The organism is Ancylobacter aquaticus, from assembly GCF_004339465.1.
GTDB lineage: Bacteria > Pseudomonadota > Alphaproteobacteria > Rhizobiales > Xanthobacteraceae > Ancylobacter > Ancylobacter aquaticus.
The window spans coordinates 119,137-140,836 of the sequence record NZ_SMFY01000002.1; the positions used below are offsets into that span (position 1 = coordinate 119,137).

Consider the following 21,700-nt stretch of genomic DNA (forward strand, 5'->3'; position numbering starts at 1 on the left):
GGCCTCAGTTCGGCGGGCGGCGGCGCACGGCCGCCTCGTCGACATCGGTGCCCCAGCCCGGCCGGCTCGGAACGATCATCTCGCCATTCTCGATCACCGGCTGATGGGTGACGAACTCGCCCTTCCAGGGCACGTCGTCGATGTCGATCTCCATGATCCGCAGATTGGGCACCAGGGCGGCGAAATGCGCGCTGATGTGATCGGCGAGGTGCCCGTAGAAATTATGCGGTGCCACGTTCACCTCATAGGTGTCAGCCAGCGAGGCGATCTTCACCGCTTCCAGGAAGCCGTTCCACAGCACGTCGACGATGGCGACATCCATCGCATAGGCGTCGAGGAAGGGGCGGTAGCTGCGGCGCGTGTAGAGCGACTCGCCGCTGGCGATAGGAAAACCCGCCTCGCGCCGCAGCAAGGCGAGGCTCTGCGGATCATAGGTGTCGAGCTCCAGCCAGGCGAGCCGGAAGGGCTCCACGGTACGGATGAGTTCCAGATAACCCTCGGTGCGAAAATGGAAATTGGCGTCGAGCATGATGTCGGCATCCTCGCCCGCACCGGCGCGCAGCGCCTCCAGCTGCCGCGCGAGGCCGCGCATCACCTCGGGGCGCGGGTTGAGGGCCGGGAAGCCGGGCATGGTGCCGAAGCCCGGTCGGAAGTTGGAGAGGACGCCATCCTCCATCAGGGTGACATTGGTCTTCATGGCACGGAAGCCCCGGCGGCGCGCCTCCTCGCCAAGCTTCATCACATCATCATAGTCGCGCACCGCCGGCAGGTCGAAGCGCCCGCCATAGCGGACACGATAGGTGCCGAAATGCGACCAGTAGACGGGCAGCCGGTCGCGCACCGCGCCGCCGAAAAGCGCGTGCACGGGAACGCCGAGCGCCTTGCCGGTAATGTCGAGCAGCGCGTTGCCGATCGCCGCCATGGCATGCTGGTTGATGCCGGACCAGGCCGGCACCGTCTGGGTGTAAAGCACCGCCATCACCCATTCGGCGCGGGTGGGGTCGAGGCCGATGATGCGCTCGCCAAGCGCCCGAATGGTCGCCGTCAGCCCCTTGGTGCCGACATCCTCGCTGTATTCCGACCAGCCGACGAGACCCTCATCGGTGGTGATCTTCAGGAACGAGGTCGTGCGCCAGCCGGCATTGGCGTGGAGGTCTTCGATCTTGACGATTTTCATGTGCATGCCCGGTAGCGCTGGAGGGTCCGCCGTCGGCGAGAGTCCTGCCCGCGAGATGTCTGCCCGCGAGGTGGTCAGTCGGCGAGGTAGAGCGTGTTGAACTTCGGCTTGCCGAGAAGATTGGGGACGTAGCCCCGCACATTGGGCGCGTGGATTTCGATGGCGGGCACGAAAGCCAGCTCGCCCGACAGGGCAAATTCCAGCGCGGCCTTCTCCAGCTTGGCGAAAGCCACCTTGCGCTGGGCGGGGTCCTCGACGGACTGCGCCTCGATCTGGGCCTGTGCCATTTCCGGTGGGGGCGGCACCTTGCCGGCATTGTTGAAGCCGTTCGCGCCATAGACGAGGGCGAAGGCCTGGCTCGGGTCCGGGCGACCAGTCCACAGGGCGAGGAGCATGTCGCCTTCGCCGCGCACAATGAAGCGCTGATACATGTCGGCACTGGAGCCAACCGTCATCTGCGCGCGGATTCCGGCCTGCCGCAACTGCTCCATGATGATCTCGTGGCGCTGCTGGGAGGCTTGGTCGGAATAGCCGAAGAACTGAATGTCGACTCCGTCCGCGTGCCCGGCCTCCTTCAGCAGGGCGCGCGCCTTGTCGGGATCGTGGGTATAGTAATTGTCGAGCGCGGGGTCGTGCGCCCAGTAGCCGGGGGGCAGCATCGTCTGCGCCGGTACGCCCAGACCCATCAGCGCGGCGCGGTTGAAGCCGTCGCGGTCGAGCGCGAAATTGATGGCCTGCCGCACTCGCACATCGTCCAGCGGGCCCTTTCCGTAATTGAACAGCAGATGGTAGTCGGCAATCGTCGGGGTCGAGCTGACGACCACCTTTCCGGCCCCCATGCGGTCGGCAACCACCTTCTGCTGCGGATTGAGGCGGTAGGTGAACTGGTTCTCGCCGGCGATCACCGAACGCAGTGCCGTGTTGAGATCGGTGATGATGCGGAACGTCAGCCCGTCGAGATGGGGCAGGTCCTTGTCCCAATAGTCCGGGTTGCGGACCATGGTCACGACGTCGTTGTCGTTCCACTTTTCCAGCTTGAACGGGCCGGTGCCCACCGGCTCGCGGTCGTGGCGTCGCCCCCTTTCGGCGACCGCCTTCGGCGAGGCGATCATGCCGGCGCGGTCGGCGAGGATCAGCGGCAGCGCCGTGTCCGGTCGGCTCAAATGCAGTGCGACCTTGTTCGGCGCCAGCACCTCGATCGTCTCGATCGACTGGAGTTCACTCTTTACCGCCGAGCGCGGATCGGTCTTGGCGCGCTCCAGATGAGCTTTCACCGCGGCGGCATCGAACGGCTCGCCATCGTGGAAGCGCACATTCTCGCGCAGGGTGAAGACCAGCGTCTTGGGGTCGGGAAAGGTCCAGGAGGTGGCAAGGCCGGGACGGGCGGCCAGCGTCGCCGGCTCGAAATCCACCAGCGTGTCGAACAGCGGGTAGAGCAGCATGTGGTCGGAGCCGGTGCCGCCCGTCAACGGGTCGAGCGTCGACGGGTTGAACGGCGCCGCGATCTTGAGCGTCCCGCCCTTTTTCGCCGTCTGGCCAAAAGCGGGTTGACCGAGGAGGGGATGCGCCAGCGGCGAGCCCGCCAGCGCGCCGAGCCCGAGAAGGGCGTGGCGACGAGTGATCATGATGGATCCTTCGTGAAGGTGAGCAGGAGCGGCCGGGGAGCGAAGACTCCCGGCACCGCGCGGTTCAGTCGGCGAGGTAGATGCCGTTGAGCTTGGGTTTGCCGAGCAGGTTCGGCTCATAGCCCTTCACCCGCGTGGCATAGACCTCGATGCCGGGCACGAAGGCGATCTCGGCCGACAGCGCATGGTCCAGCGCCGCCTTTTCGAGCTGGGCAAAGGCGCGCTTGCGGCCTTCCTCGGTGGCCTCGGTCTGGCTCGCGATCTGCGCGGCCGCCAGTTCGGGCGGCGGCGGAACCTTGCCGGCATTGTTGAAGCCGTTCTCGCCATAGACCAGCAGGAAGGGCAGGCTGGGGTCCGGCCGCCCGGTCCACAGCGTCATGATCATGTCCCCTTCGCCACGGATCATGAAGCGCTGATACATGTCGGCATTGGACCCGGAAATCAGCGTGGTGCGGATGCCCACCTGGCGCAGCTGCTCCATGATGATCTCATGGCGCTGCTGGGACGCCTGGTCGGAATTGCCGAAGAAGGAGATGTCCACCCCATTGGGGAAGCCGGCCTCCTTCAGCAGGGCCCGCGCCTTTTCGGGGTCGTGGGCGTAGTAATTGTCGAGCGCGGAATCGTGCGCCCAATAGCCCGGCGGCAGCATGGTTTGCGCCGGCACGCCCAGCCCCATCAGCGCTGCCTTGTTGAAGGCGTCGCGGTCGATCGCGTAGTTGATCGCCTGCCGGACCTTCACATTGTTCAGCGGCTCGCGCTTGTAGTTGAAGACGAGATGATAGTCGGCAATGGTTGGGTTGGATGCCACCACGATCTTGCCGGCGCCGGTACGGTCGGCGACGAATTTCTGCTGCGGGTTCAGCCGATAGGCGAAGTCGTTCTCGCCGGCAATCACCGAGCGCAGGCCGGTGTTCAGGTCGGTGATGATGCGGAAGGTCAGCCCGTCGAGGTGCGGCAGCCGCGGGTTCCAGTAGTCCGGGTTGCGGACCATCACGACCACGTCGTTGTCGTTCCAGGTCTGCAGCTTGAACGGGCCGGTACCGACCGGCTCGCGGTCGTGCCGTTGTCCCTTCTCGGCGACGCCCTTCGGCGACGTCACCATCCCGGCCCGGTCGGCGAGGATCAGGGGTAGGGCGGTGTCGGGGCGGTTGAGGTGGAGGGCCACCCTGTCGGGCGCCAGCACCTCGACGCTTTCCAGCGAGGCGATGTCACCCTTCACCGAGGAACGCGGATCGCTTCTCGCGCGATCGAGATGAGCCTTCACGGCGGCAGCGTCGAAGACTTCCCCATCATGGAAGCGCACACCCTGGCGCAGGGTGAGCACCAGCGTCTTGGGGTCGGTGAATTCCCAGGAGGTGGCAAGGCCGGGACGCGGCGCCAGCGTCGCGGGCTCGAAATCGACGAGGGTGTCGAAGAGCGGGTAGAGCAGCATGTGATCGGAACCCGCGCCGCCGGTCAGCGGATCGAGGCTCGACGGGTTGAACGGCGCGGCAATGCGCAGCACGCCGCCTTTCTTCGGGGCCTCCTGCGCCATCAGCGGCGTTGAAAAGGCGCCGGCCAGAACGGCCATGGTTCCGGACTGCAAAAGGCGGCGGCGGCTGAGCGGCAGCAGGCCGCCCGCATCCCGGGCATTCGGAAGGATGAAGGTCGACATTGGCGTTTCTCCCAAAGCGCGGGTCTTTTTCGCCCGCTGCGTTTTGGCGGCCAGAGAGGCCGAACTAGACTTAGATATTATATATAATTCTATCCGGCAACCCAATTGTATATAATATCGAAACGGCCGGAGCCGTGGTATGGCATGTGGGCTTGGCAAGTGGGGGTGAGGTCGTGAGCGAGTCGATGGAGCATGTGACGATGTCCGCGCGGGTGGAGCGCGCCATTCGTCGCGACATCGTCAGCGGCATAATCGTGCCGGGCGAACGCCTGCGGGTCGCCCAGCTGAGCACGCGTTACGGCGTCAGCCATATCCCGGTGCGCGAGGCGTTGCGCCAGCTTGAGGGCGACCGCCTCGTTGTGATCGACCCTCACAAGGGTGCGATTCTTCGAGAGGTCACGCCGAAATTCGTGCGCGACATGCATGACACGCGCGCCGCGCTTGAGACGTTGCTGGTCCGCAATGCCGCCGGGCGGATCACCCCGACCGACGCAGACGGGCTCGACAGCCTTGCGGCTGCCTATGAGCACGCCGCCGGCAGCGGCCGTGCGGCCGCGATGGTCGAGGCCAATCTCACGTTGCACCGCCGGATTGCCGTACTGGCCGACAATCCGGTGGCGGCCGACATCATGGATCAGGGCTGGGAACTCGTCGTCGGCATCCGGCAGCGTTACGGCTTCGGGCCGTCACGCATCGCCGCGATCATCGCGCAGCACCGCCGGCTGGTCGATGCGATCCGTTCCGGCGATGCCACTGCCGCCGCCGGCGTTGCGCTGGAGCATTGCCTCGATGCCCGCGACGATCTGCTGGCGCGGATGGAAGAGGCCGTGATCGGGGCGTAGGTGCACCGCGCCCCGCTAGAATTACGTCAACTCACACAGCCTCTTCACGATATTCCGTGCTGTCGCGAAGCGAGCGGAGCACGTCGTCATGGCTCAGCAACCCGCGCTCGATGACGAGTTCGATGAACGAACGATTCTCGGTGGCGGCCAACTGAACAAGCTTCGAGACTTCGGTATAGCCAAGGCTGGGCACGAAGAGCGTGGCCAGCGCGGGCGACCGCATCAGATTGCCCAGTGACCGCTCGCGGTCGGCCTCTATGCCGGCAATGCACCTGTCGGCGAAGATACGTGTCGACCGGGCCAGCAGGTCGATCGAGCCCAGCAGCCGCGAGGCGATGACCGGCTCGAAATGGTTTATTTCGAGCTGGCCGTTCAGGCAGGCCAGCGAAATCGCCGCATCGTTGCCGACCACCGCGAAGGCCACCTGCTGCATCATCATCGGGAGCACGGGGTTGACCTTACCCGGCATGATCGAGGAACCCGGCTGCACCGAGGGCAGCTTAAGTTCACCAAGCCCGGCCTGACCATCGGACGAGAGGATCACGAGATCCGAGGCGATCTTCCCGATGACCTCCGCGCCGATGCGAATTTCCGAGGAAACCCGCGCGAAAGCGTCGGCGTTCTGCATGGCGTCGAACAGGTCGTCGCTCTGCCGGACAGGTGCTCCGACGAGCCGGCTCAGATGCCGGTACACGGCGCCGCGATAGCCCGACGCCGAGCCGAAGCCGGTACCGATCGCCGTCCCTCCCAGGGGCAGCACCAGCATCTCGTCGCGCGCGCGGCCAAGGCTGCTGGCGATCCGGCGGATGGCGGATGCATAGCCGCGAAAAGCCTGCCCCAGCCGCATGGGCTGCCCCGCCTGCATGCAGGTCCGGCCCAGCCGCAGCACGTCGTCGAAGGCCACTGCGCGCTGATCGAAGGCCTCGGCCAGATGGACAAGCGCCGCAACCAGCGCCTGCGACGTGTCATAGACAGCGAGCTTCACAGCTGCGGGCACCACGTCGTTGGTCGACTGCCCCATATTGACGTGGTCGTTGGGATGGAGCCGGGCATAGTCACCGGGCTGACCGCCAAGCAGCTGGAGTGCCCGGTTCGCCAGCACCTCATTGACGTTCATGTTGATCGAGGTGCCGCCAGAGCCCTCCATCAGATCCACAATGAACTGCTCGCCGTGCCGTCCCTCCACGACCTCGACGGCGGCCGCGATGATCACCTCGGCTAGGTCAACCGGCAGCACGCCGATTTCCGCGTTCGCCGCGGCGGCCGCATGCTTGATGCGCGCGAGCGCCCGGAGCAGCGCCGGCTCGTGGCCGAGTTTGTGGAAGGAGATGTCGAAATTCTCTCCACCCCGGAGCGTCGATATCCCGTAGAGCGCCTCCTGCGGCAAGTGCCTGGAGCCCAGGCTGTCAGTGTCGGTTCGAGTGTTCGGCATGAGCCCGCGCGTCCCTTGAGAGATGCGGCAACTTGGCAAACGGGCCTGCATTTTTAAATGAAAGAAGCGAAATTTAAGGCGATTCACTGAGAAGCATTAATCGCGCTAATAGTAACCGCATTGCGAGGTAGGGGACGCGGTTTCGGGCAGCCGTCGCAAGGTCAGTCCGTCTGGTCGGCCTCGGCGGACAGGGGACTCAGGATCATCTCCCCGGCGATGGCCGCAAGCCAGGGAACCTGCCCGACCAACTGCGGAAGCGTATACCGCTCCAGCATTCCCCGTGCCGCCTCGGCCAAGCGCGGGGCCAGCGGCCCAAGTTCGTCGCGACGGGTCACAAGCGTCAGTTCGCGCGAGAAGCCCGGGCTCGGTAGCGGCATGATCGCCAGCGCGGGCAGGTGCAGCGCTCCCTGCAGAAGGCAGAGCGGCGTTGTGATGGTCACGCCGACGCCACCGGCAACCATGGCCAGCAGCGAGTCGGACGTGTCGAAAGACAGCACATGCGGGTGCTCGATGCGCAGCCGGCGCAGATGCCGCTCGACCTGACTCCCCGTGTGCGAGCGGGCACTGTAGCGGATCAGTCGGTGCTCAAGCAGAATGTCCCGCAACGGGCGCCCCTGCAGCGCGTCGCCCCAGCCCACAGGGGCCACCAGCACAAATGGCTCTCGAAAGAGAGGGAAACGCATGAGCTCGTCCAGCTCGTCCATCGTGTCGCAGGTGATGGCGGCGTCGATTTCGTAGCGCATCAGCGCGTCGGTATGCGCGTGGGCGAGGCCAGAGAAGGCGGTCACGCGAAGCGCCACAGCTCCTTCCATGAGGTCGCGGATCAGGAGCGGTCCGACGGAGGACGCGAAAGTGTCCACCATGCCGAGGCGCAGATCCTGTCGTTCCGGCCGCAGGGCGGTGGCGCGCACCTCCTCGATGACCCGTTCGATGCGGAGCGTGATCTCCCGTATATGCGCGACCAGCACCCGCCCGGCTTCGGTGGCGACGAGGGGACGGCGCTCCCGGTGAATGAGCGTCACGTCCAGCTGTGCCTCGGCACGCTTCACGGCCTGCGAAACGGCAGATTGCGTCAGGCCGAGCACCGAGGCGGCCCGGCTCATGCTGCCTTCCTCGATCACCGTCGTCGCGATCTCCAGGGCCTTGAGATCAGGGATCGGCATCGCGTAAATTAACTCAGATGAATATGTTTATTAATCCCATTAATATTTCACATTAGCAATTGCCGCAAGCTCTTCGATTCCACAGGTTGCGCTGCACTGAAGCGCTCTCCACCGACATGCATTTCGTTCTCGAATGACGGCGAGCGGAAGCCTTGCGAAAACACCAAATAATAACTCCAGAGGTAATTCACATGGTCACGTTGAAGTCTCTCATGGCAGGTATCGGGCTGGCTCTGGTGGCGGCGGCCGGCGCAAACGCCCAGACACTCGACTGCGGCACCGACACGCTGTGCAAGATCAAGGCGGCGGGCGTCCTGAAGATCGGCACCAAGGACGATTACGTGCCGTGGTCGTATCGGGCTTCCGACGGCAGCTTCAAGGGCATGGAAGTCGATATCGGCACGAAGATCGCCGAGGCGCTCGGCGTCAAGCCGGAGTTCGTGAAAGTCACCTCCGCCAACCGCTTCGAGTTTCTCGCGCAGGGGCAGATCGACCTGATGATCGCCTCGGCGTCCGATACGGCGGAGCGTCGCAAAGTGGTCGCCTTCGTTCACCCCAATTACTATTCGTCCGGCTACACCGTGCTTCTGCCAAAGGCCGTCAAGGCCACCCAGTGGAAGGACATCTCCGGCCAGACGCTGTGCGCGGTCCAAGGCGCCTGGTATAATAAGCCGGCTCAGGAAAAATTCGGCGTCACGGTTCTCGCCTTCGCCGGCACGGCTGAAACCGAGGCCGCGATGACGCAGGGGCGCTGCATCGGTCTGCTGGAGGACGACAACCAGATCAACGTCCGGCTAAACAACCCGAAATGGGCCGACTACCACATGCCTCTGCCCATCGAGGCCGACACGCCCTGGGGCATGGCGGTGCGGCAGAGCGACCAGCTCGCCCCGTTCGGCATCTACATCGCCGGCTCGATCGCGCAGATGCACCGCGACGGCACGCTGCTGAAGCTTGAGGGCGACAATGGCATCGCCAAATCGGCCTATCTCGTCAGGATGCACGAGAGCCTGAAGGACCACATTGACTGACCCATATCCAACAGCATGTCCGGAGCGCCTCGGCGCTCCGGATGAAGCAGAGGGCCGGGGATGATCGGGGATATACAGGCGTTTTTTCGGGATCTATCCACGTCGGGGATAAATCTGACGATTTTCTACGATGCTTTCGACTTTGGGCGCTTCGTCACCGGCCTTGGCTATACACTTCTGCTCATCGCGCTGAGCGGTTTCTTTTCCATCCTCATCGGCGCTTTCGGCGCGGCGGTGCTGTCGCTGGGGCGCGGGCCAGCCGCCGCGATCATTGGCGGTTATGTCGCGCTGTTCCGCAACACGCCGCTCATCGTGCAGATGTACTTTTTCTACTTTGCTATCGGCAGCATCATGCCGGTCATGCGCAATGAGATCGGGCTGGCCCAGCCGCTGATTGGCGGCCTCGCCTGGGCGGTTATCTCGCTGTCGCTGTATTCCGGCGCGTTCAACGTGGAGACGTTCCGGGCCGGCGTCGGCGCGGTGCACCGCTCCTATGAGGAAGCCGCGCTCGCGCTCGGCTACACGCCGAGGCAGGCGTTCTTCTCGGTAACGGCGCCGCTCGCTCTGCGCTTCTCGTTCGCCTCGCTCGCCAACAACCTTGTCGACCTGACCAAGGCGACGACGGTGGCCTATGCGGTTGGCGTGACCGAACTTCTCTACGTCTCGAACCAGATCTGGTCGGACTCGCTCAACACGATCGAGATGATGAACGTCATTTTGGTGATCTACCTCGTGCTGACCGGCCTGGTCGTGTTTCTGATCAACAGGGTCGAGGCGGCCATGCGCCTACCTGGGTTCGGCGCGGGGGGCGCGTCGTGACGGCATCGCAGGCACTGGCGAACGTCGTGGAATGGATGCCCTTCATTCTTCGGGGCTTCGGCCTCAACATTCTCATGAGCGTGCTCGCCATCCTCATCGGGACCGCACTGGGCACCTTCCTCGGGCTTGGCCAGCTCTCTCGGTTGCGGCTCGTGGGCGCCCCGTCCCGGCTGGCCACGCAGCTCTTTCGCAATGCGCCATGGCTCGTGCTTCTGTTCTACTGCATCTTCCTGATGCCCTATCAGGTGAACATCGGCGGCATGTCCATCGTTCTGCCGAGCTGGCTGCGCGCAACCATCGGCTTTTCGTTTCCCGTGGCGGCCAATTTCTCGGAAATTGTCCGCGGCGCCGTCAACTCTGTGCCGCATGGCCAGTGGGAAGCCGCCGAGGCTTTGGGCTACAGCAGGCGGGCGACGCTGTTCCGCATCGTGCTGCCGCAGTGCATCAGCCGCATGATTCCGCCTTGGATGAACCTGTACGCCCTGCTGCTCACCGCGACCCCGCTGTCCATGATCGTGGGGGTCGAGGAGGCGCTGGGCCGCACGCAAGCCGCCGTGCAGGCTCAGGCGAATTCCGCGATGCTCATCCCGATGTATCTCGCGCTGCTGGCCATGTTCTTCTTCTACACATGGCCGATCAATCGCCTTTCGCGGACGCTTGAAGGCCGCTTTGGCACGAAATGAGGTGCTGCCATGTCTTTTTCCCCCACCTCAGCGCCGCTCATCTCCCTGCGGGGCGTGCGAAAGTCGTTTGGCCACCTCGAAGTCCTGCGCGGTATCGACATGGATATCCGCAAGGGCGAAGTGGTTGCAATCATCGGTCCGTCCGGATCGGGCAAGTCGACGATCCTCCGGACCATTAACGGGCTGACGCCGATCAACGAAGGCAGCATCCGGGTCGGCGATATCGAGGTCAGCGACCCCAAGCTCGACAAGGTCAAGCTGCGCCACCGCGTCGGCATGGTGTTCCAGCAGTATAATCTGTTTCCGCATCGCACCGTGCTCCAGAATGTCGCGATGGCGCCGATCCAGGTGCTCAAGGAACGCCGCGAGCAGGTCGAGGAACGCGCGCGTCGCCTGCTGGCCGAAATGCGCCTTCCCGACAAGGCCGACGCCTATCCCGGCGAGTTGTCCGGCGGCCAACAGCAACGGGTAGCTATCGCCCGTGCGCTCTGCATGGAGCCGGAGGTCATTCTGTTCGACGAAGTGACGGCGGCGCTCGATCCCGAAATGGTCAAGGAGGTGCTGGCGGCCGTCCGCAAGGTTGCCGAAGGCGGCGTGACCTGCATCCTCGTCACGCATGAGATGGGCTTCGCCCGCGAAGCCGCCGACCACATCTACTTCACTGATCGGGGCGTCATCGTCGAGCACGCCGCGCCGCAGGTCTTCTTCACCGAGGCAAGCGACCCGCGCACCAAAGAGTTTCTGTCGAAAGTTCTGTGAAATCGAAGGCAGCCGCGCGCTGAAGGTCGCGCGGCTGCCTCGCCCCAGCGTTCAGCCGATGGCGGCCGAGACCGCCTCGACAGCGCCGCGCGTGGCATCCACCACGATATCGGCTTCCTCCCGGGTCAGGCATAGCGGCGGCGCGAAGCCCAGAATATCGCCCTGCGGCATGGCGCGGGCGATGACGCCCCGCTCCAGCAAAGCGGCGGCGACGCGCGGGCCGACTTTCTCCGTGGTCTCGAAGAAGGTGCGGTCGTCGCGGTCGCGCACCAGTTCCACCGCCGCCAGCAGGCCTTCGCCGCGCACCTCGCCGACGAAGCGATGGCCGCCCAGCGCCTCCTTCAGCGCCTCATTGAAATAGGCACCGGTCTCGCGGGCGTTGGTGACGAGGTCGAGTTCGTCCACGAGTTCGAGGTTGGCGACGCCGGCGGCCGTGCAGAGCGGGTGCGAGGAATAGGTCCAGCCATGGCCGATCGGGCCGTATTCGTCCGACCCCTGCTCCAGGATGCGCCAGACCTTGTCGGAAACGATCACGCCCGACAGCGGCGCATAGGCGGAGGTGAGGCCCTTGGCGATGGTGATCAGGTCCGGCTTGATGCCGTAATGATCGGAGCCGAACATGCTGCCCAGCCGCCCGAACCCCGTCACCACCTCGTCGGCGATCAGCAATATGTCGTGCTTCTTCAGCACCGCCTGTATCTTCGGCCAGTAGCCGGCGGGGGGAGGGACGATGCCGCCGGTGCCGAGCACCGGCTCGCCGATGAAGGCAGCAATGGTGTCCGGTCCCTCGGCCTGGATCATCTCTTCCAGCCTGTCGGCGCAATGCTGGGAAAACGCCTCCTCGCTCATCGAGCGATCCGTGCGGCGGAAATAGTAGGGCGCCTCGGTGTGCAGGATCGGCGCGCGCGGCAGGTCGAACATATTGTGGAAGCCGGCGAGGCCGGTGAGGCTTCCGGTCATCACGCCGGAGCCGTGATAGCCGCGCCAGCGCGAGATGATCTTCTTCTTTTCCGGTCGGCCGAGCACGTTGTTAATGTACCAGACCAGCTTGATGTTGGTCTCGTTGGCATCCGACCCCGACAGGCCGAAGAACACCCGGCTCATGCCGGCCGGCGCGCGCTCGATCACCATGCGGGCGAGGCGGATGGAGGGCTCCGAGCCGTGGCTGGCATAGGCGTGGTAATAGGCGAGCTTCGAGGCCTGCTCGGCGATGGCGTCGGTGATCTTCTTTCGGCCATAGCCGACATTCACGCAGTACAGCCCGCCAAAGGCGTCGAGGCTGCGGCGCCCCTCGCGGTCGACGATATAGACGCCCTCCGCGCCGGTGATGATGCGGTTCGGCGTCTCCCCCCGCGCATGCTGGGCCATGTGGGTGGACGGGTGGAAGAAATGGTCGCGGTCCCAGCTGTCGAGCTCGTTACCGCGGGTGCCGTTTTCAAGCATCTGAATCTCCGTGTTTTTCCCGCCCTCAGCCGAGGTCGAGGCAGACATATTTCAGGTCGGTGAAGGCTTCGAGGCCGTGGCGGGAGCCTTCGCGGCCGAGGCCGGACTGCTTCATCCCGCCGAAGGGGATCGGCGCGCCGGTGATCTTGACGCGGTTGATCGCCACCATGCCGTACTCCAGCGCCTGCGCCATCCGCGCCGCGCGGGCGCCATCGCGGGTGACGACATAGGCGACGAGCCCATATTCGGTGGCGTTGGCGCGGGCGATCACCTCCTGCTCCGTGTCGAAAGGGGCGAGGGCGGCGACGGGGGCGAAGGTCTCCTCGCGCATGATCAGCGCCTCTTCCGGCACGTCGGCGAGCACGGTGGGAGCAAGGAATAGCGGGCCGGGCATCGCGCGCTCCGGGGTCAGGCGCCGGGCACCGTGCGCCAGCGCGTCGTCGATCTGCGCCTGCGCCTTGGCCACGGCCTGCGCGTGCATCAGCGGGCCGATCTCGGTGCCCTCGTCGAGCCCATGGCCGACGCGCAGCCGCGTGACACGCTCAGCGAAGGCGGCGCAGAAGCGGGGATAAAGTGCGCGCTGGACATAGATCCGGTTAGCGGCGAGGCAGTCTTGTCCCGACGTGGCGAACTTGGCGTCGATGGCGATGTCCACCGCACGGTCGAGGTCAGCATCGTCGAACACGATCAGCGGCGCGTGACCGCCAAGTTCCATGACGACGCGCTTCATGCTGGTGGCCGCGTTCCGGGCGACCATGCGACCGACCTCGGTGGAGCCGGTGAAGCTCACCGCGCGCACCCGCACATCGGCGCAGAACGTTTCGGCGATCGGCGCGGGTTCGCCGGTGACGACGTTGAACACGCCGGCGGGAAAGCTGGCACGTTCCGCCAGTTCCGCCAGCGCGAGCGCAGAGAGCGGCGTGTGGGAGGAGGGATGCGCGACAAGGGTGCAGCCGGCCGCCAGCGCCGCCGCCGCCTTGCGCGTCAGCATGGCGGAAGGGAAGTTCCACGGCGTCAGCAAGGCCGCGACACCAACCGGCTCGCGGCTGACCGACATCTGCGCGCCGGGGAGGTGGCTGGTCACGCCCTCCACATTCACCCGCAGCGCCTCCTCCGCGTAATAGGCGATGAAGGAGGCGGCATAGGCGATCTCGCCGCGCGATTCTGCCAGCGGCTTGCCCTGCTCGATCGTCATCAGCAAAGCGAGGTCCTCAGTGGCCTCCAGCATCAGCATGTGCCAACGGCGCAGGATGCCGGCGCGCTCCTGCGGACGACGCGATTTCCACGAGGGAAAGGCGCGATGGGCGGCGTCCACCGCCCGCGTCGCCGCTTCCGCGCCGAGGGCGGCAACCTCCGCCACCGGCGTGCCGTCTGCGGGGTCATTGACGGAGAAGGTCCGCCCGTCGGCGGCACCCGTCCATTTGCCGTCGACATAGGACAGGGTGCGCAGAAGCCGCGGATCGGACAGGCGCGACAAGCCGGGGTGGCCGGCGGGATCGCCGGCCAGACGTTCGGTGCGGGCAGGCGCGGTCATGACGGCTCCTCTGTCAACGCGACAAGCCTAGGCGCGCGGCTGCCGACAGGGTTTCCGAAGAAAGGAAGGCTCACCGAAAGGACACCGGAACCTGGCCGTTCCGCCGAAGAAATCTCGGCGGCCATATCCACTAGCCCAGCACGGAGGCGAGGAACTCGCAGGTGCGCGGATGGCTGGGGGCAGTAAAGATCGCCTCCGGGCTGCCCTGCTCGCAGATGCGCCCCTTGTCGAAGAAGCATACGCGATCCGAGACTTCGCGGGCAAAGCGCATCTCGTGCGTCACCAGCAGCATGGTCAGGTCATGCTCATGGGCGAGATCGCGGATCACCGCCAGCACCTCGCCGACCAGTTGCGGGTCGAGCGCCGAGGTCGGCTCGTCGAACAGCAGCACACGCGGGCGCATGGCCAGCGCGCGGGCGATGGCAACGCGCTGCTGCTGGCCGCCGGAGAGCTGGGAGGGGAAGTGATCCTTCTTGTCCACCAGCCCCACCAGCGCCAGCAGGTCGAGCGCCCGCGCCTCGGCCTCAGCCCGCGAAAGGCCCAGCACCCGTACCGGCGCCTCCGCCACATTGCGCATCACGCTCATATGCGGAAACAGGTTGAAGCTCTGAAACACCATGCCGACATGGCTGCGAATGTCGCGCAGATGCCGCTCCGACGCCTTGAACGGGCCGGTGCCAGCCGGCTCCTGATAGTCCATCCCGGCCAGGGTCAGCCTTCCCTCCTGGAAGGGCTCCAGCGTCATCAGGATGCGCAGCACGGTGGATTTTCCCGAGCCGGACGGGCCGATGAGCGTGACCTTCTCGCCCGGCGCGACCTCGAAATTGAAGTCGTCGAGCACGGTGAGCGCGCCGAAGCGCTTGGTCACGCCGGCGAACTGGATCAGCGGCGGCGTCGCGTTCTCGGTCATCGCAGCGGAATCCCTGCCTTGGGAAGCACCTTCTGCAGCCGGTGCAGGCCGGCGGAGCAGACGAGCGTCAGGATGAGGAAGATCACGCCGACCATGGTCAGCGGAACCAGATATTCGAAGGTGCGCTCGCCGATCATGTTGGCCAGCGCCATCATGTCGAGCACGGTGATGACGGAGAGCACGGGCGTCTCCTTGATCATGGCGACCATGTAATTGCCCATGGCCGGCAGGATGCGCGGCACGATCTGCGGCACCACGATGTCGCGATAGGTCTGCATCCGCGTGAGGTTCAGCGCAGTGGCCGCCTCCCACTGGCCGCGCGGCACCGCCTCGATGCCGCCGCGATAGACTTCGGAGGTGTAGGCCGAATATTGCAGGCCCAGCGCCAGCGCCCCGGTGAGGAAGGCGGGCAGGGTGAGCCCGTATTCGGGCAGCACGTAGTAGAGAAAGAACAGCTGCACCAGCAACGGCGTGTCGCGCAGGAACTCGACCACGCATGCCGTTGTCCAGGAGACGCTGCGGAAGCGGCTGCGGCGCAGCATGGCGAAGACGAGGCCCAGCACCAGCGCGATGGCAAAGCCGGCGGCTGCCGCCTTCAGCGTCACGGTGAGGCCGATGAGGATGATGGGCAGGATCGACCACGCATAGGCGAGCGGTGTCGCGGTGTCCCAAGTGTAGCCGTACATCATGCCGGGGCCCTCACGAATGCGCCGCGCGCGGGAAGGCCGCGCCGCGCCGCGCCCAGCGCTCGATCAGCCGCATCACCAGCATCAGCACCAGCGACATGGCGAAATAGCCCACCAGCGTCAGGCTGTAGACACCGGCGCTGTCGAGGGTGAGGTTGCGGATCGACTGGGCGCGGAAGGTGAGGTCGGCAATCGAGATCAGCGAGACCAGCGACGACAGCTTCAGCGTCTCAATGGCGAGATTGCCGAAGGCCGGCAGCATCTCGATGATCGCCTGTGGCAGGGTGACGTGGATGAGCGTGTGCATCCGCCCGAAATTCAGCGCCCGCGCCGCCTCAAACTGCTGCACCGAGACCGAGGCGAGCGCGCCGCGCACGATTTCCGAGCCATAGGCGCCCACATGCAGGGCGAGCACGAGAATGCCGGTCGCCACCGGCTCGAAGCTGATGCCGATGAGCGGCAGGGCGTAATAGAACCAGAACAACTGCACCAGCAGCGAGGTGCCTCGAAACAGCTCCGTGTAGCACAGCGCCAGCGTGGAGACGGCGCGCCCGCCCTCGACCCGGGCGATGCCGGCCACGAAGGCGAGAACCGCCCCGACCGCGATTGCCGCCAGCGTGATCCACGCGGTGACGAGCGCGCCCTGCGCCAGCGAGGGCAGATAGGAAACCCACTGCATCGTCAGCTCCCGGTGTGAGCGCCGATAAAAGGCGAGCCCTCCGCCGGGGCGCTGCCGCCGACGGAGGGATATGTTCCGGTCAACGCGGCATTACTTGCCGGCGCAGAGGTCGGCTACCTTACGATCCGCCGCTGCCTTGATGCTCTCCGGGGAGAGGCCGTAGGTGGCGAGGATCTTCTTGTACTCGTCGGTGGTGCGGAACTCGACCAGAGCGGCATTGAACGCGCCATAGAGTTCCTTGTCTTCGGGGCGGAAGGCGAAGCCGCCAAAGTTGCGCACCGGCTTGCCGTCCACTACCGGGTCGGTGAAGGGCGCAACCTGCTCGACGCCGTCCTGCCCCTTGGCGAGCGAGGCCACCGTGAGCTCGGTCGCGGCATAGGCGTCGGCACGGTTCCGCACGGTGGCGAGCGCGTCGGCATTGGCGGTGATGAAGATCACCTGGTCGTCCTTCACGCCGACCGCGCGCAGGAAGTCGATATTATTGGCGCCGGAAACCACCGCCACCTTCAGTGACGGATCCTTGGCGATGTCGGCATAGGTGGTGAGCTTCTTGGGGTTGCCCGTCTTCACCAGCAGACCCTCGCCATAGGAGGAGTTCGGCTCGGTGAAGGCCACCTGCTTGCAGCGCTCGGGCGAGATGTTCTGCTCGGCGGCGACGAAATCGTAGCGCTTGGCCTTGAGGCCGGGGATGAGCGTGCCGAACGGCGTCACCGACCAGGTGACGTCGGTGATGCCCATCTTCTTGAGCACGGCATTGGCGACGTCCGGACCGATGCCGGCCGAGGTGCCGTCGTCCTTCATGTAGGAATAGGGCACCTCATTGGCGGTGGCGGCGCGGATATAGCCCTGGTCCTTCACATCCTGAAGCGTCGTGGCGCCGGCGACCGAAACGGCACCGGCGAGGGCGAGGGCTGAAAGCCCGGCAATCTTGATGAACGACATGTCTATCTCCTCTGGTCGATCTGTCTGGGGTCCGATGTTTCGGAGGTCGGCGCCGTGTTCCGGCGCCCGTGTTGGGCCGCGCATGCGGCCGGGATGGTTTAGGCGTCCGTCACCACGGCGAGGACGGAAAGGCAGTCGCCGGCCTTGATCAGGCCGGGCACATGGCGGGCGGCGAGAACGCCGTCCATCGCCGCGCGGTATTCGGCCGGTGCCTCACCGGTGCGCCCGATGGGGTAGACCCGGGCGATGATGTCGCCGGCGCGCACCGTTGATCCGAGGTCGAGCGCGAAGGCGATCAGCCCGTCATCCCCGGCGAAGGCGAAGCAATCGGCGGAGGGCATGTCGAGCCAGCGTGTGGGGGAGGCTTCTGGTTCCCCCTTCAGGATGCCGGCATGCCGCAGCAGGTTGGTCGTGCCGCGCCGGGCGATGCCGATGCTGGTCGCGCTCGCCGTGCCGCCGCCGCCGAGTTCTGTGGTGACGAACACTTTGCCCATCTCCTCGACGGTGGTGTCGAGCATGCCGACGGCGTCGATTTCAAGCATCCGCATGGAATAGGGGGCGGCGAAGGCGGCCACCGCCGCGAAGCAGGCCTCTTCCTGCGCCTTGTCCGGCAGGGCGTGGGCAGCGGCGTAGGGCAGGAAGTCCAGCGTCTTGCCGCCGGAATGGAAGTCCAGCACGATATCGGCCAGTGGCACGAGGTGCCGGGTGACGAAATCGGCGATCTTCTCCGTCACCGTGCCGTCCGGACGGCCGGGAAAGCTGCGGTTGAGATTGCCCCGGTCGATGGGCGAGGTGCGGGTGCCCGCCCGGAAGGCGGGATAGTTCAGTGCCGGCACGATGATGACGCGGCCGCTCACATCCTCCGGCTTGAGCGTGCGCGCCAGCTCGAACAGCGCTGCCGGGCCCTCATACTCGTCGCCATGGTTGGCGCCGGTGAGCAGCGCGGTCGGCCCTTCGCCATTGGCTATGACGCAGACCGGGATCATCACCGAGCCCCAGGCGCTGTCGTCGCGGCTGTAGGGCAGGCGCAAATGGCCGTGCTGCGCCCCTTTTGCGGCGAAATCGACCGTGGGCGTGACCGGGGAGGGGCGGGGGGAGGCGGTGAGCATTCCCGTCAGCCCTTAACGAACAGTTGGCGCGGCACGTTGGACAGGCATTCATGGCCGGTCCCGGTGATCGCGATGCTCTCGGTGATCTCCAGCCCCATGTCTTCCAGCCACAGGCCGGTCATGAAGTGGAAGGTCATGCCGGGCTTCAGCTCGGTGCGGTCGCCGGGGCGCAGGCTCATGGTGCGCTCGCCCCAGTCCGGGGGATAGCTCAGCCCAATGGGATAGCCGGTACGGTTGTCCTTGATGATCCCGTACTTCTTCAGCACCGCGAAGAAGGCGTTGGCGATGTCCTCGCAGCTGTTGCCGGGCTTTGCGGCGGCAAGGCCGGCTTCCATGCCCTCAAGCGTCGCCTTCTCGGCGTCGAGGAACGCCTGTGTCGGCGTGCCGAGGAAGACGGTGCGCGAGAGCGGGCAGTGATAGCGCCTGTAGGCACCGGCGATCTCGAAGAATGTGCCTTCCCCGACGCGCATGGGCTTGTCGTCCCAGGTCAGATGCGGGGCGGAGGCGTCGGCCCCCGACGGCAGCAGCGGCACGATGGCGGGATAGTCGCCACCGAATTCGGCGGTGCCGCGAATGCCGGCATCGTAGATCTCCGCCACGAGGTCGCATTTGCGCATGCCGGGCTCGATCACTTCGACGATGCGCTTGTGCATCAATTCGACGATGCGACCGGCCTTGCGCATATAGTCCAGCTCGGTCGCGCTCTTGACCGCGCGCTGCCAGTTCACCAAGCCGCCGGAATCCTTGAAGCGGGCGTTCGGCAGGTGGGTCGTCAGCGAGGCGAAGGCGGCGGCGGTGAAGTAGTAATTGTCCATCTCCACCGCGATGGAGCCCTTGTCCCAGCCCCGATCCGCGATGATCTGCGACAGGAGGTCCATCGGGTGGCGTTCCGCCGACTGCACATAGTGGTCGGGGTAGCCGATGATGTTGTCGTGGGCGAGATAGGCCGTGCGCCGCGCGCCATTGGCGTCCTGCTTGCGGCCGTACCACACTGGCTCGCCCGTGGGTGGCACCAGCACGCACTGGTGGACATAGAACGACCAGCCATCATAGCCGGTGAGCCAGTGCATGTTGGAGGGGTCGGTGACGACCAGCAGGTCGATGCCGGCCGTCTCCATCGCCGCCCGCGTCTTGGCGAGGCGCTCGGCATATTCCTCGCGGGAGAAATTCAGGGTAACGGTCACGCGGTTTCTCCGGCTGCGGCCTTGGTGTCGATGGGGCGCCCCGCCTTCGCGCTGCGGGCGCGGGCGAAAGCGAGATTGGCGATGGCGGTGTCCTGCACGCCGGTGCCGGTGAGGTCGGCCAGCGTGATCGCGTCGGCGCGGGTCCGGCCCGGCGCGGTGCCGGCGATGACTTCGCCCAGCTCGGCGAAGGTGGCGTCTTCGGCGACGAGGCCGGCGCGGATGGCGTGGTGCAGTTCGCCGAGGCGGCGCGTCTGGCTCAGCCGGTCGGCGATGTAGGTGACGCGGGCGAACGCTTCCGGGTCGATCTCGTTCTTGTGCTCGCTGTCCGCGCCCATGGCGGTGACGTGCTGGCCGGGCTCCAGCCAGTCCGCCTTCAGGATGGGACGCTCGGAGGGAGTCGTGGTGACAACGATGTCGGCACCGCGCACGGCCTGCTCGGGATCGGCGATGACAACGACGGGAAGGCCGAGGCGTGTTGCGAGGTCGCGGGCGGTTGCAACCGCCTTGGCGGCATCGCGGGCCCAGATCCGGGCCTCGCGGATCGGCCGCACCAAGGTGAGCGCTTCCAGCTGCAGCCGCGCCTGCATGCCGGCGCCGAGGATCGCCGCCACACCCGAGTCGGGGCGGGACAGGTGCCGGGCGGCGACGGCGCCGGCCGCGGCGGTGCGCACATCGGTGAGGTAGCCATTGTCGAGGAGCAGCGCCTCGACGAGGCCGGTCTTCGTGCTGAACAGGATCATCAGCCCGTTGAGGCTGGGCAGGCCGAGCAGCGGATTGTCGAAGAAGCCGGGGCTAACCTTGATCGCGAAGCCGTCCAGCCCGGGGACATAGGCGGTCTTCACATCGACCTCGCCACGATGCTCGGGGATGTCGAGCCGCAGGATCGGCGGCATGGCGACCGGCTTGGTCGCGAGCGCGGCAAAGGCGGCCTCGACGCAGTCGACAGCGCTGGCGTCGAGCCGGACGACGGGGCGCAAATCGGCCTCGGTGAGGACAAGCATTTCGCTCATGCGAAGTCTCCCTTGACGATGCGCCGATGCACGGTCGGGTCGATATTGCCGCCCGAGACGATGAGTGCGGTCGGGCCGTCGGCGTGTACCTTGCCGGCGAGCAGCGCAGCGATGCCGACCGCGCCGGCGCCCTCGACCGTCTCGCCCTCTTCCATCGCGGCGTGGCGGATGCCGGCAGCGATTTCGTCGTCGGTGAGCAGCACGACCTCATCGAGCAACGCGCGGCAGAGCGGGAAGGTGTAGCGATTGGACAGGCCGATGCCGCCGCCAAGCGAATCCGCCAGCGTCTCCTCCTCCGTCACATCGACGGGCCGGCCCGCTTTGAGCGAGGCCGCCATGGCGGCGCCGCGCTCCATCGACACGCCGATCACGCGCACATCGGGGCGCAACGTCTTCACAGCGAGAGCAATGCCGCCGGCAAGCCCCCCGCCCGACAGCGGGATCAGCACGAGGGCGAGCGCGGGCAGGTCCTCAATGAGTTCAAGGCCGATCGTGCCCTGGCCGGCGATCACGTCGGGATGGTCGAAGGGCGGGATGGCGGTGAGGCCGCGCCCGGCCACGAGCCGCTCCACCTCGGCCTGCGCGTCGTCCTGCGAGCGGCCGACGATCCGCACCTCGGCGCCGAGCGCGCGAACCGCCTCGACCTTGTTGAGCGGCACGAGGGCGGACATGCACACGACCGCCGGCACGCCCGCCTCGCGGGCCGCATAGGCCAGCGCCCGGCCGTGATTGCCGGTGGAGGCGGTGACGAGGCCGCGCCGCCGCGCCGGCTCATCGAGCGCCAGCACGGCGTTCATCGCCCCACGCAGCTTGAAGGCGCCGACCGGCTGCCGGGTTTCCAGCTTGAGATGCACGGGGTGGCCGCAGCGTTCCGTCAGGTTAAGCGAGGCGACCAGCGGCGCGCGCTCCACCCGCCCGGCAATGCGACCGGCCGCAGCCGTGACGCTTGCGAACGCGACCGGAAGATCAGCCACGGCGGCACGGATGGAAGCGGCGTCGGCGAGATCCGGCATGAGCT

20 protein-coding genes are annotated in these 21,700 nt (G+C 66.1%); 5 read left to right on the plus strand and 15 right to left on the minus strand.

Features of this window, described 5'->3' with window-relative positions:
- Nucleotides 1-4: 4 nt before the first annotated feature.
- The 3 genes from EV667_RS10045 to EV667_RS10055 all read right to left on the minus strand — a co-directional run bounded on the left by EV667_RS10045 (nucleotide 5) and on the right by EV667_RS10055 (nucleotide 4,456).
- Nucleotides 5-1,177: a mandelate racemase/muconate lactonizing enzyme family protein gene (locus EV667_RS10045; protein ID WP_131835224.1), complete on the minus strand. Its 1,173-nt coding sequence runs from the start codon at nucleotides 1,175-1,177 to the stop codon at nucleotides 5-7.
- Nucleotides 1,178-1,251: 74 nt separating this feature from the next.
- A complete protein-coding gene (locus EV667_RS10050; RefSeq protein ID WP_165901590.1) occupies nucleotides 1,252-2,802 on the minus strand; it encodes an ABC transporter substrate-binding protein in 1,551 nt (516 codons plus the stop codon).
- A gap of 64 nt (nucleotides 2,803-2,866) precedes the next feature.
- Complete coding sequence (locus EV667_RS10055; RefSeq protein ID WP_131835226.1) at nucleotides 2,867-4,456, minus strand: ABC transporter substrate-binding protein; 1,590 nt, start codon at nucleotides 4,454-4,456, stop codon at nucleotides 2,867-2,869.
- 173 nt (nucleotides 4,457-4,629) lie between these two features.
- Here EV667_RS10055 and EV667_RS10060 point away from each other — a divergent pair, with 173 nt between their 5' ends.
- A complete protein-coding gene (locus EV667_RS10060; RefSeq protein ID WP_131835227.1) occupies nucleotides 4,630-5,298 on the plus strand; it encodes a GntR family transcriptional regulator in 669 nt (222 codons plus the stop codon).
- A 31-nt stretch (nucleotides 5,299-5,329) separates the two neighbouring features.
- On the opposite strand, the gene EV667_RS10065 is transcribed toward EV667_RS10060, so the two are convergent.
- The gene (locus EV667_RS10065) at nucleotides 5,330-6,730 is read right to left on the minus strand and encodes an aspartate ammonia-lyase (RefSeq protein ID WP_131835228.1); all 1,401 of its coding nucleotides are present in this window, start codon (nucleotides 6,728-6,730) and stop codon (nucleotides 5,330-5,332) included.
- Between the two features lie 161 nt (nucleotides 6,731-6,891).
- The gene (locus EV667_RS10070) at nucleotides 6,892-7,893 is read right to left on the minus strand and encodes a LysR family transcriptional regulator (RefSeq protein WP_131835229.1); all 1,002 of its coding nucleotides are present in this window, start codon (nucleotides 7,891-7,893) and stop codon (nucleotides 6,892-6,894) included.
- 191 nt (nucleotides 7,894-8,084) lie between these two features.
- On the opposite strand from EV667_RS10070, the gene EV667_RS10075 reads away from it, so the two are divergent.
- The 4 genes from EV667_RS10075 to EV667_RS10090 are packed head-to-tail and all read left to right on the plus strand — an operon-like array spanning nucleotide 8,085 to nucleotide 11,185.
- A complete protein-coding gene (locus tag EV667_RS10075) occupies nucleotides 8,085-8,924 on the plus strand; it encodes a transporter substrate-binding domain-containing protein (protein ID WP_131835230.1) in 840 nt (279 codons plus the stop codon).
- Nucleotides 8,925-8,984: 60 nt separating this feature from the next.
- Nucleotides 8,985-9,743, plus strand: coding sequence for an amino acid ABC transporter permease (locus tag EV667_RS10080; protein ID WP_131835231.1), 759 nt, complete (start codon nucleotides 8,985-8,987; stop codon nucleotides 9,741-9,743).
- A gap of 35 nt (nucleotides 9,744-9,778) precedes the next feature.
- Entirely contained in the window at nucleotides 9,779-10,426 is a 648-nt protein-coding gene (locus tag EV667_RS10085; protein ID WP_131836300.1) for an amino acid ABC transporter permease, read from the plus strand.
- A gap of 9 nt (nucleotides 10,427-10,435) precedes the next feature.
- On the plus strand, nucleotides 10,436-11,185 hold the full coding sequence (locus tag EV667_RS10090) for an amino acid ABC transporter ATP-binding protein (protein ID WP_131835232.1): 750 nt from the start codon (nucleotides 10,436-10,438) through the stop codon (nucleotides 11,183-11,185).
- A gap of 51 nt (nucleotides 11,186-11,236) precedes the next feature.
- On the opposite strand, the gene EV667_RS10095 is transcribed toward EV667_RS10090, so the two are convergent.
- From EV667_RS10095 to eutB, 10 genes are all read right to left on the minus strand, one after another.
- Nucleotides 11,237-12,628 (minus strand): aspartate aminotransferase family protein, encoded by a 1,392-nt coding sequence (locus tag EV667_RS10095; protein ID WP_131835233.1) that lies wholly within the window; start codon nucleotides 12,626-12,628, stop codon nucleotides 11,237-11,239.
- A gap of 25 nt (nucleotides 12,629-12,653) precedes the next feature.
- Nucleotides 12,654-14,162, minus strand: a complete 1,509-nt coding sequence (locus tag EV667_RS10100; protein WP_131835234.1) for an NAD-dependent succinate-semialdehyde dehydrogenase — start codon at nucleotides 14,160-14,162, stop codon at nucleotides 12,654-12,656.
- Nucleotides 14,163-14,292: 130 nt separating this feature from the next.
- Nucleotides 14,293-15,072, minus strand: a complete 780-nt coding sequence (gene ehuA / locus EV667_RS10105; protein ID WP_131835235.1) for an ectoine/hydroxyectoine ABC transporter ATP-binding protein EhuA — start codon at nucleotides 15,070-15,072, stop codon at nucleotides 14,293-14,295.
- Nucleotides 15,069-15,761, minus strand: coding sequence for an ectoine/hydroxyectoine ABC transporter permease subunit EhuD (gene ehuD / locus EV667_RS10110; protein ID WP_131835236.1), 693 nt, complete (start codon nucleotides 15,759-15,761; stop codon nucleotides 15,069-15,071). The genes ehuA and ehuD overlap by 4 nt, the downstream gene beginning before the upstream one ends.
- 10 nt (nucleotides 15,762-15,771) lie before the next feature.
- Nucleotides 15,772-16,437, minus strand: coding sequence for an ectoine/hydroxyectoine ABC transporter permease subunit EhuC (ehuC, locus tag EV667_RS10115; protein WP_131835237.1), 666 nt, complete (start codon nucleotides 16,435-16,437; stop codon nucleotides 15,772-15,774).
- 90 nt (nucleotides 16,438-16,527) lie between these two features.
- Nucleotides 16,528-17,379, minus strand: coding sequence for an ectoine/hydroxyectoine ABC transporter substrate-binding protein EhuB (gene ehuB, locus EV667_RS10120; protein WP_131835238.1), 852 nt, complete (start codon nucleotides 17,377-17,379; stop codon nucleotides 16,528-16,530).
- A 98-nt stretch (nucleotides 17,380-17,477) separates the two neighbouring features.
- Nucleotides 17,478-18,488, minus strand: a complete 1,011-nt coding sequence (doeB, locus tag EV667_RS10125) for a N(2)-acetyl-L-2,4-diaminobutanoate deacetylase DoeB (protein WP_131835239.1) — start codon at nucleotides 18,486-18,488, stop codon at nucleotides 17,478-17,480.
- Between the two features lie 5 nt (nucleotides 18,489-18,493).
- Nucleotides 18,494-19,672: an ectoine hydrolase DoeA gene (doeA, locus tag EV667_RS10130; protein ID WP_131835240.1), complete on the minus strand. Its 1,179-nt coding sequence runs from the start codon at nucleotides 19,670-19,672 to the stop codon at nucleotides 18,494-18,496.
- The gene (eutC, locus tag EV667_RS10135; protein WP_131835241.1) at nucleotides 19,669-20,682 is read right to left on the minus strand and encodes an ectoine utilization protein EutC; all 1,014 of its coding nucleotides are present in this window, start codon (nucleotides 20,680-20,682) and stop codon (nucleotides 19,669-19,671) included. The genes doeA and eutC overlap by 4 nt, the downstream gene beginning before the upstream one ends.
- Nucleotides 20,679-21,695: a hydroxyectoine utilization dehydratase EutB gene (gene eutB / locus EV667_RS10140; protein WP_131835242.1), complete on the minus strand. Its 1,017-nt coding sequence runs from the start codon at nucleotides 21,693-21,695 to the stop codon at nucleotides 20,679-20,681. The genes eutC and eutB overlap by 4 nt, the downstream gene beginning before the upstream one ends.
- Nucleotides 21,696-21,700: the final 5 nt, after the last annotated feature.

Excerpts from the sequence above, each read along its gene's own strand:
- EV667_RS10080 (WP_131835231.1), top strand. The coding sequence starts at position 8,985 with ATGATCGGGGATATACAGGCGTTTTTTCGGGATCTATCCACGTCGGGG.
- ehuB (WP_131835238.1), bottom strand. The coding sequence starts at position 17,379 with ATGTCGTTCATCAAGATTGCCGGGCTTTCAGCCCTCGCCCTCGCCGGT.
- EV667_RS10065 (WP_131835228.1), bottom strand. The coding sequence starts at position 6,730 with ATGCCGAACACTCGAACCGACACTGACAGCCTGGGCTCCAGGCACTTG.
- EV667_RS10055 (WP_131835226.1), bottom strand. The coding sequence starts at position 4,456 with ATGTCGACCTTCATCCTTCCGAATGCCCGGGATGCGGGCGGCCTGCTG.
- EV667_RS10090 (WP_131835232.1), top strand. The coding sequence starts at position 10,436 with ATGTCTTTTTCCCCCACCTCAGCGCCGCTCATCTCCCTGCGGGGCGTG.
- ehuA (WP_131835235.1), bottom strand. The coding sequence starts at position 15,072 with ATGACCGAGAACGCGACGCCGCCGCTGATCCAGTTCGCCGGCGTGACC.
- EV667_RS10100 (WP_131835234.1), bottom strand. The coding sequence starts at position 14,162 with ATGACCGCGCCTGCCCGCACCGAACGTCTGGCCGGCGATCCCGCCGGC.
- eutB (WP_131835242.1), bottom strand. The coding sequence starts at position 21,695 with ATGCCGGATCTCGCCGACGCCGCTTCCATCCGTGCCGCCGTGGCTGAT.
- ehuC (WP_131835237.1), bottom strand. The coding sequence starts at position 16,437 with ATGCAGTGGGTTTCCTATCTGCCCTCGCTGGCGCAGGGCGCGCTCGTC.
- EV667_RS10085 (WP_131836300.1), top strand. The coding sequence starts at position 9,779 with ATGCCCTTCATTCTTCGGGGCTTCGGCCTCAACATTCTCATGAGCGTG.
- doeB (WP_131835239.1), bottom strand. The coding sequence starts at position 18,488 with ATGCTCACCGCCTCCCCCCGCCCCTCCCCGGTCACGCCCACGGTCGAT.
- ehuD (WP_131835236.1), bottom strand. The coding sequence starts at position 15,761 with ATGATGTACGGCTACACTTGGGACACCGCGACACCGCTCGCCTATGCG.
- eutC (WP_131835241.1), bottom strand. The coding sequence starts at position 20,682 with ATGAGCGAAATGCTTGTCCTCACCGAGGCCGATTTGCGCCCCGTCGTC.
- EV667_RS10075 (WP_131835230.1), top strand. The coding sequence starts at position 8,085 with ATGGTCACGTTGAAGTCTCTCATGGCAGGTATCGGGCTGGCTCTGGTG.
- EV667_RS10045 (WP_131835224.1), bottom strand. The coding sequence starts at position 1,177 with ATGAAAATCGTCAAGATCGAAGACCTCCACGCCAATGCCGGCTGGCGC.
- EV667_RS10050 (WP_165901590.1), bottom strand. The coding sequence starts at position 2,802 with ATGATCACTCGTCGCCACGCCCTTCTCGGGCTCGGCGCGCTGGCGGGC.
- EV667_RS10095 (WP_131835233.1), bottom strand. The coding sequence starts at position 12,628 with ATGCTTGAAAACGGCACCCGCGGTAACGAGCTCGACAGCTGGGACCGC.
- EV667_RS10070 (WP_131835229.1), bottom strand. The coding sequence starts at position 7,893 with ATGCCGATCCCTGATCTCAAGGCCCTGGAGATCGCGACGACGGTGATC.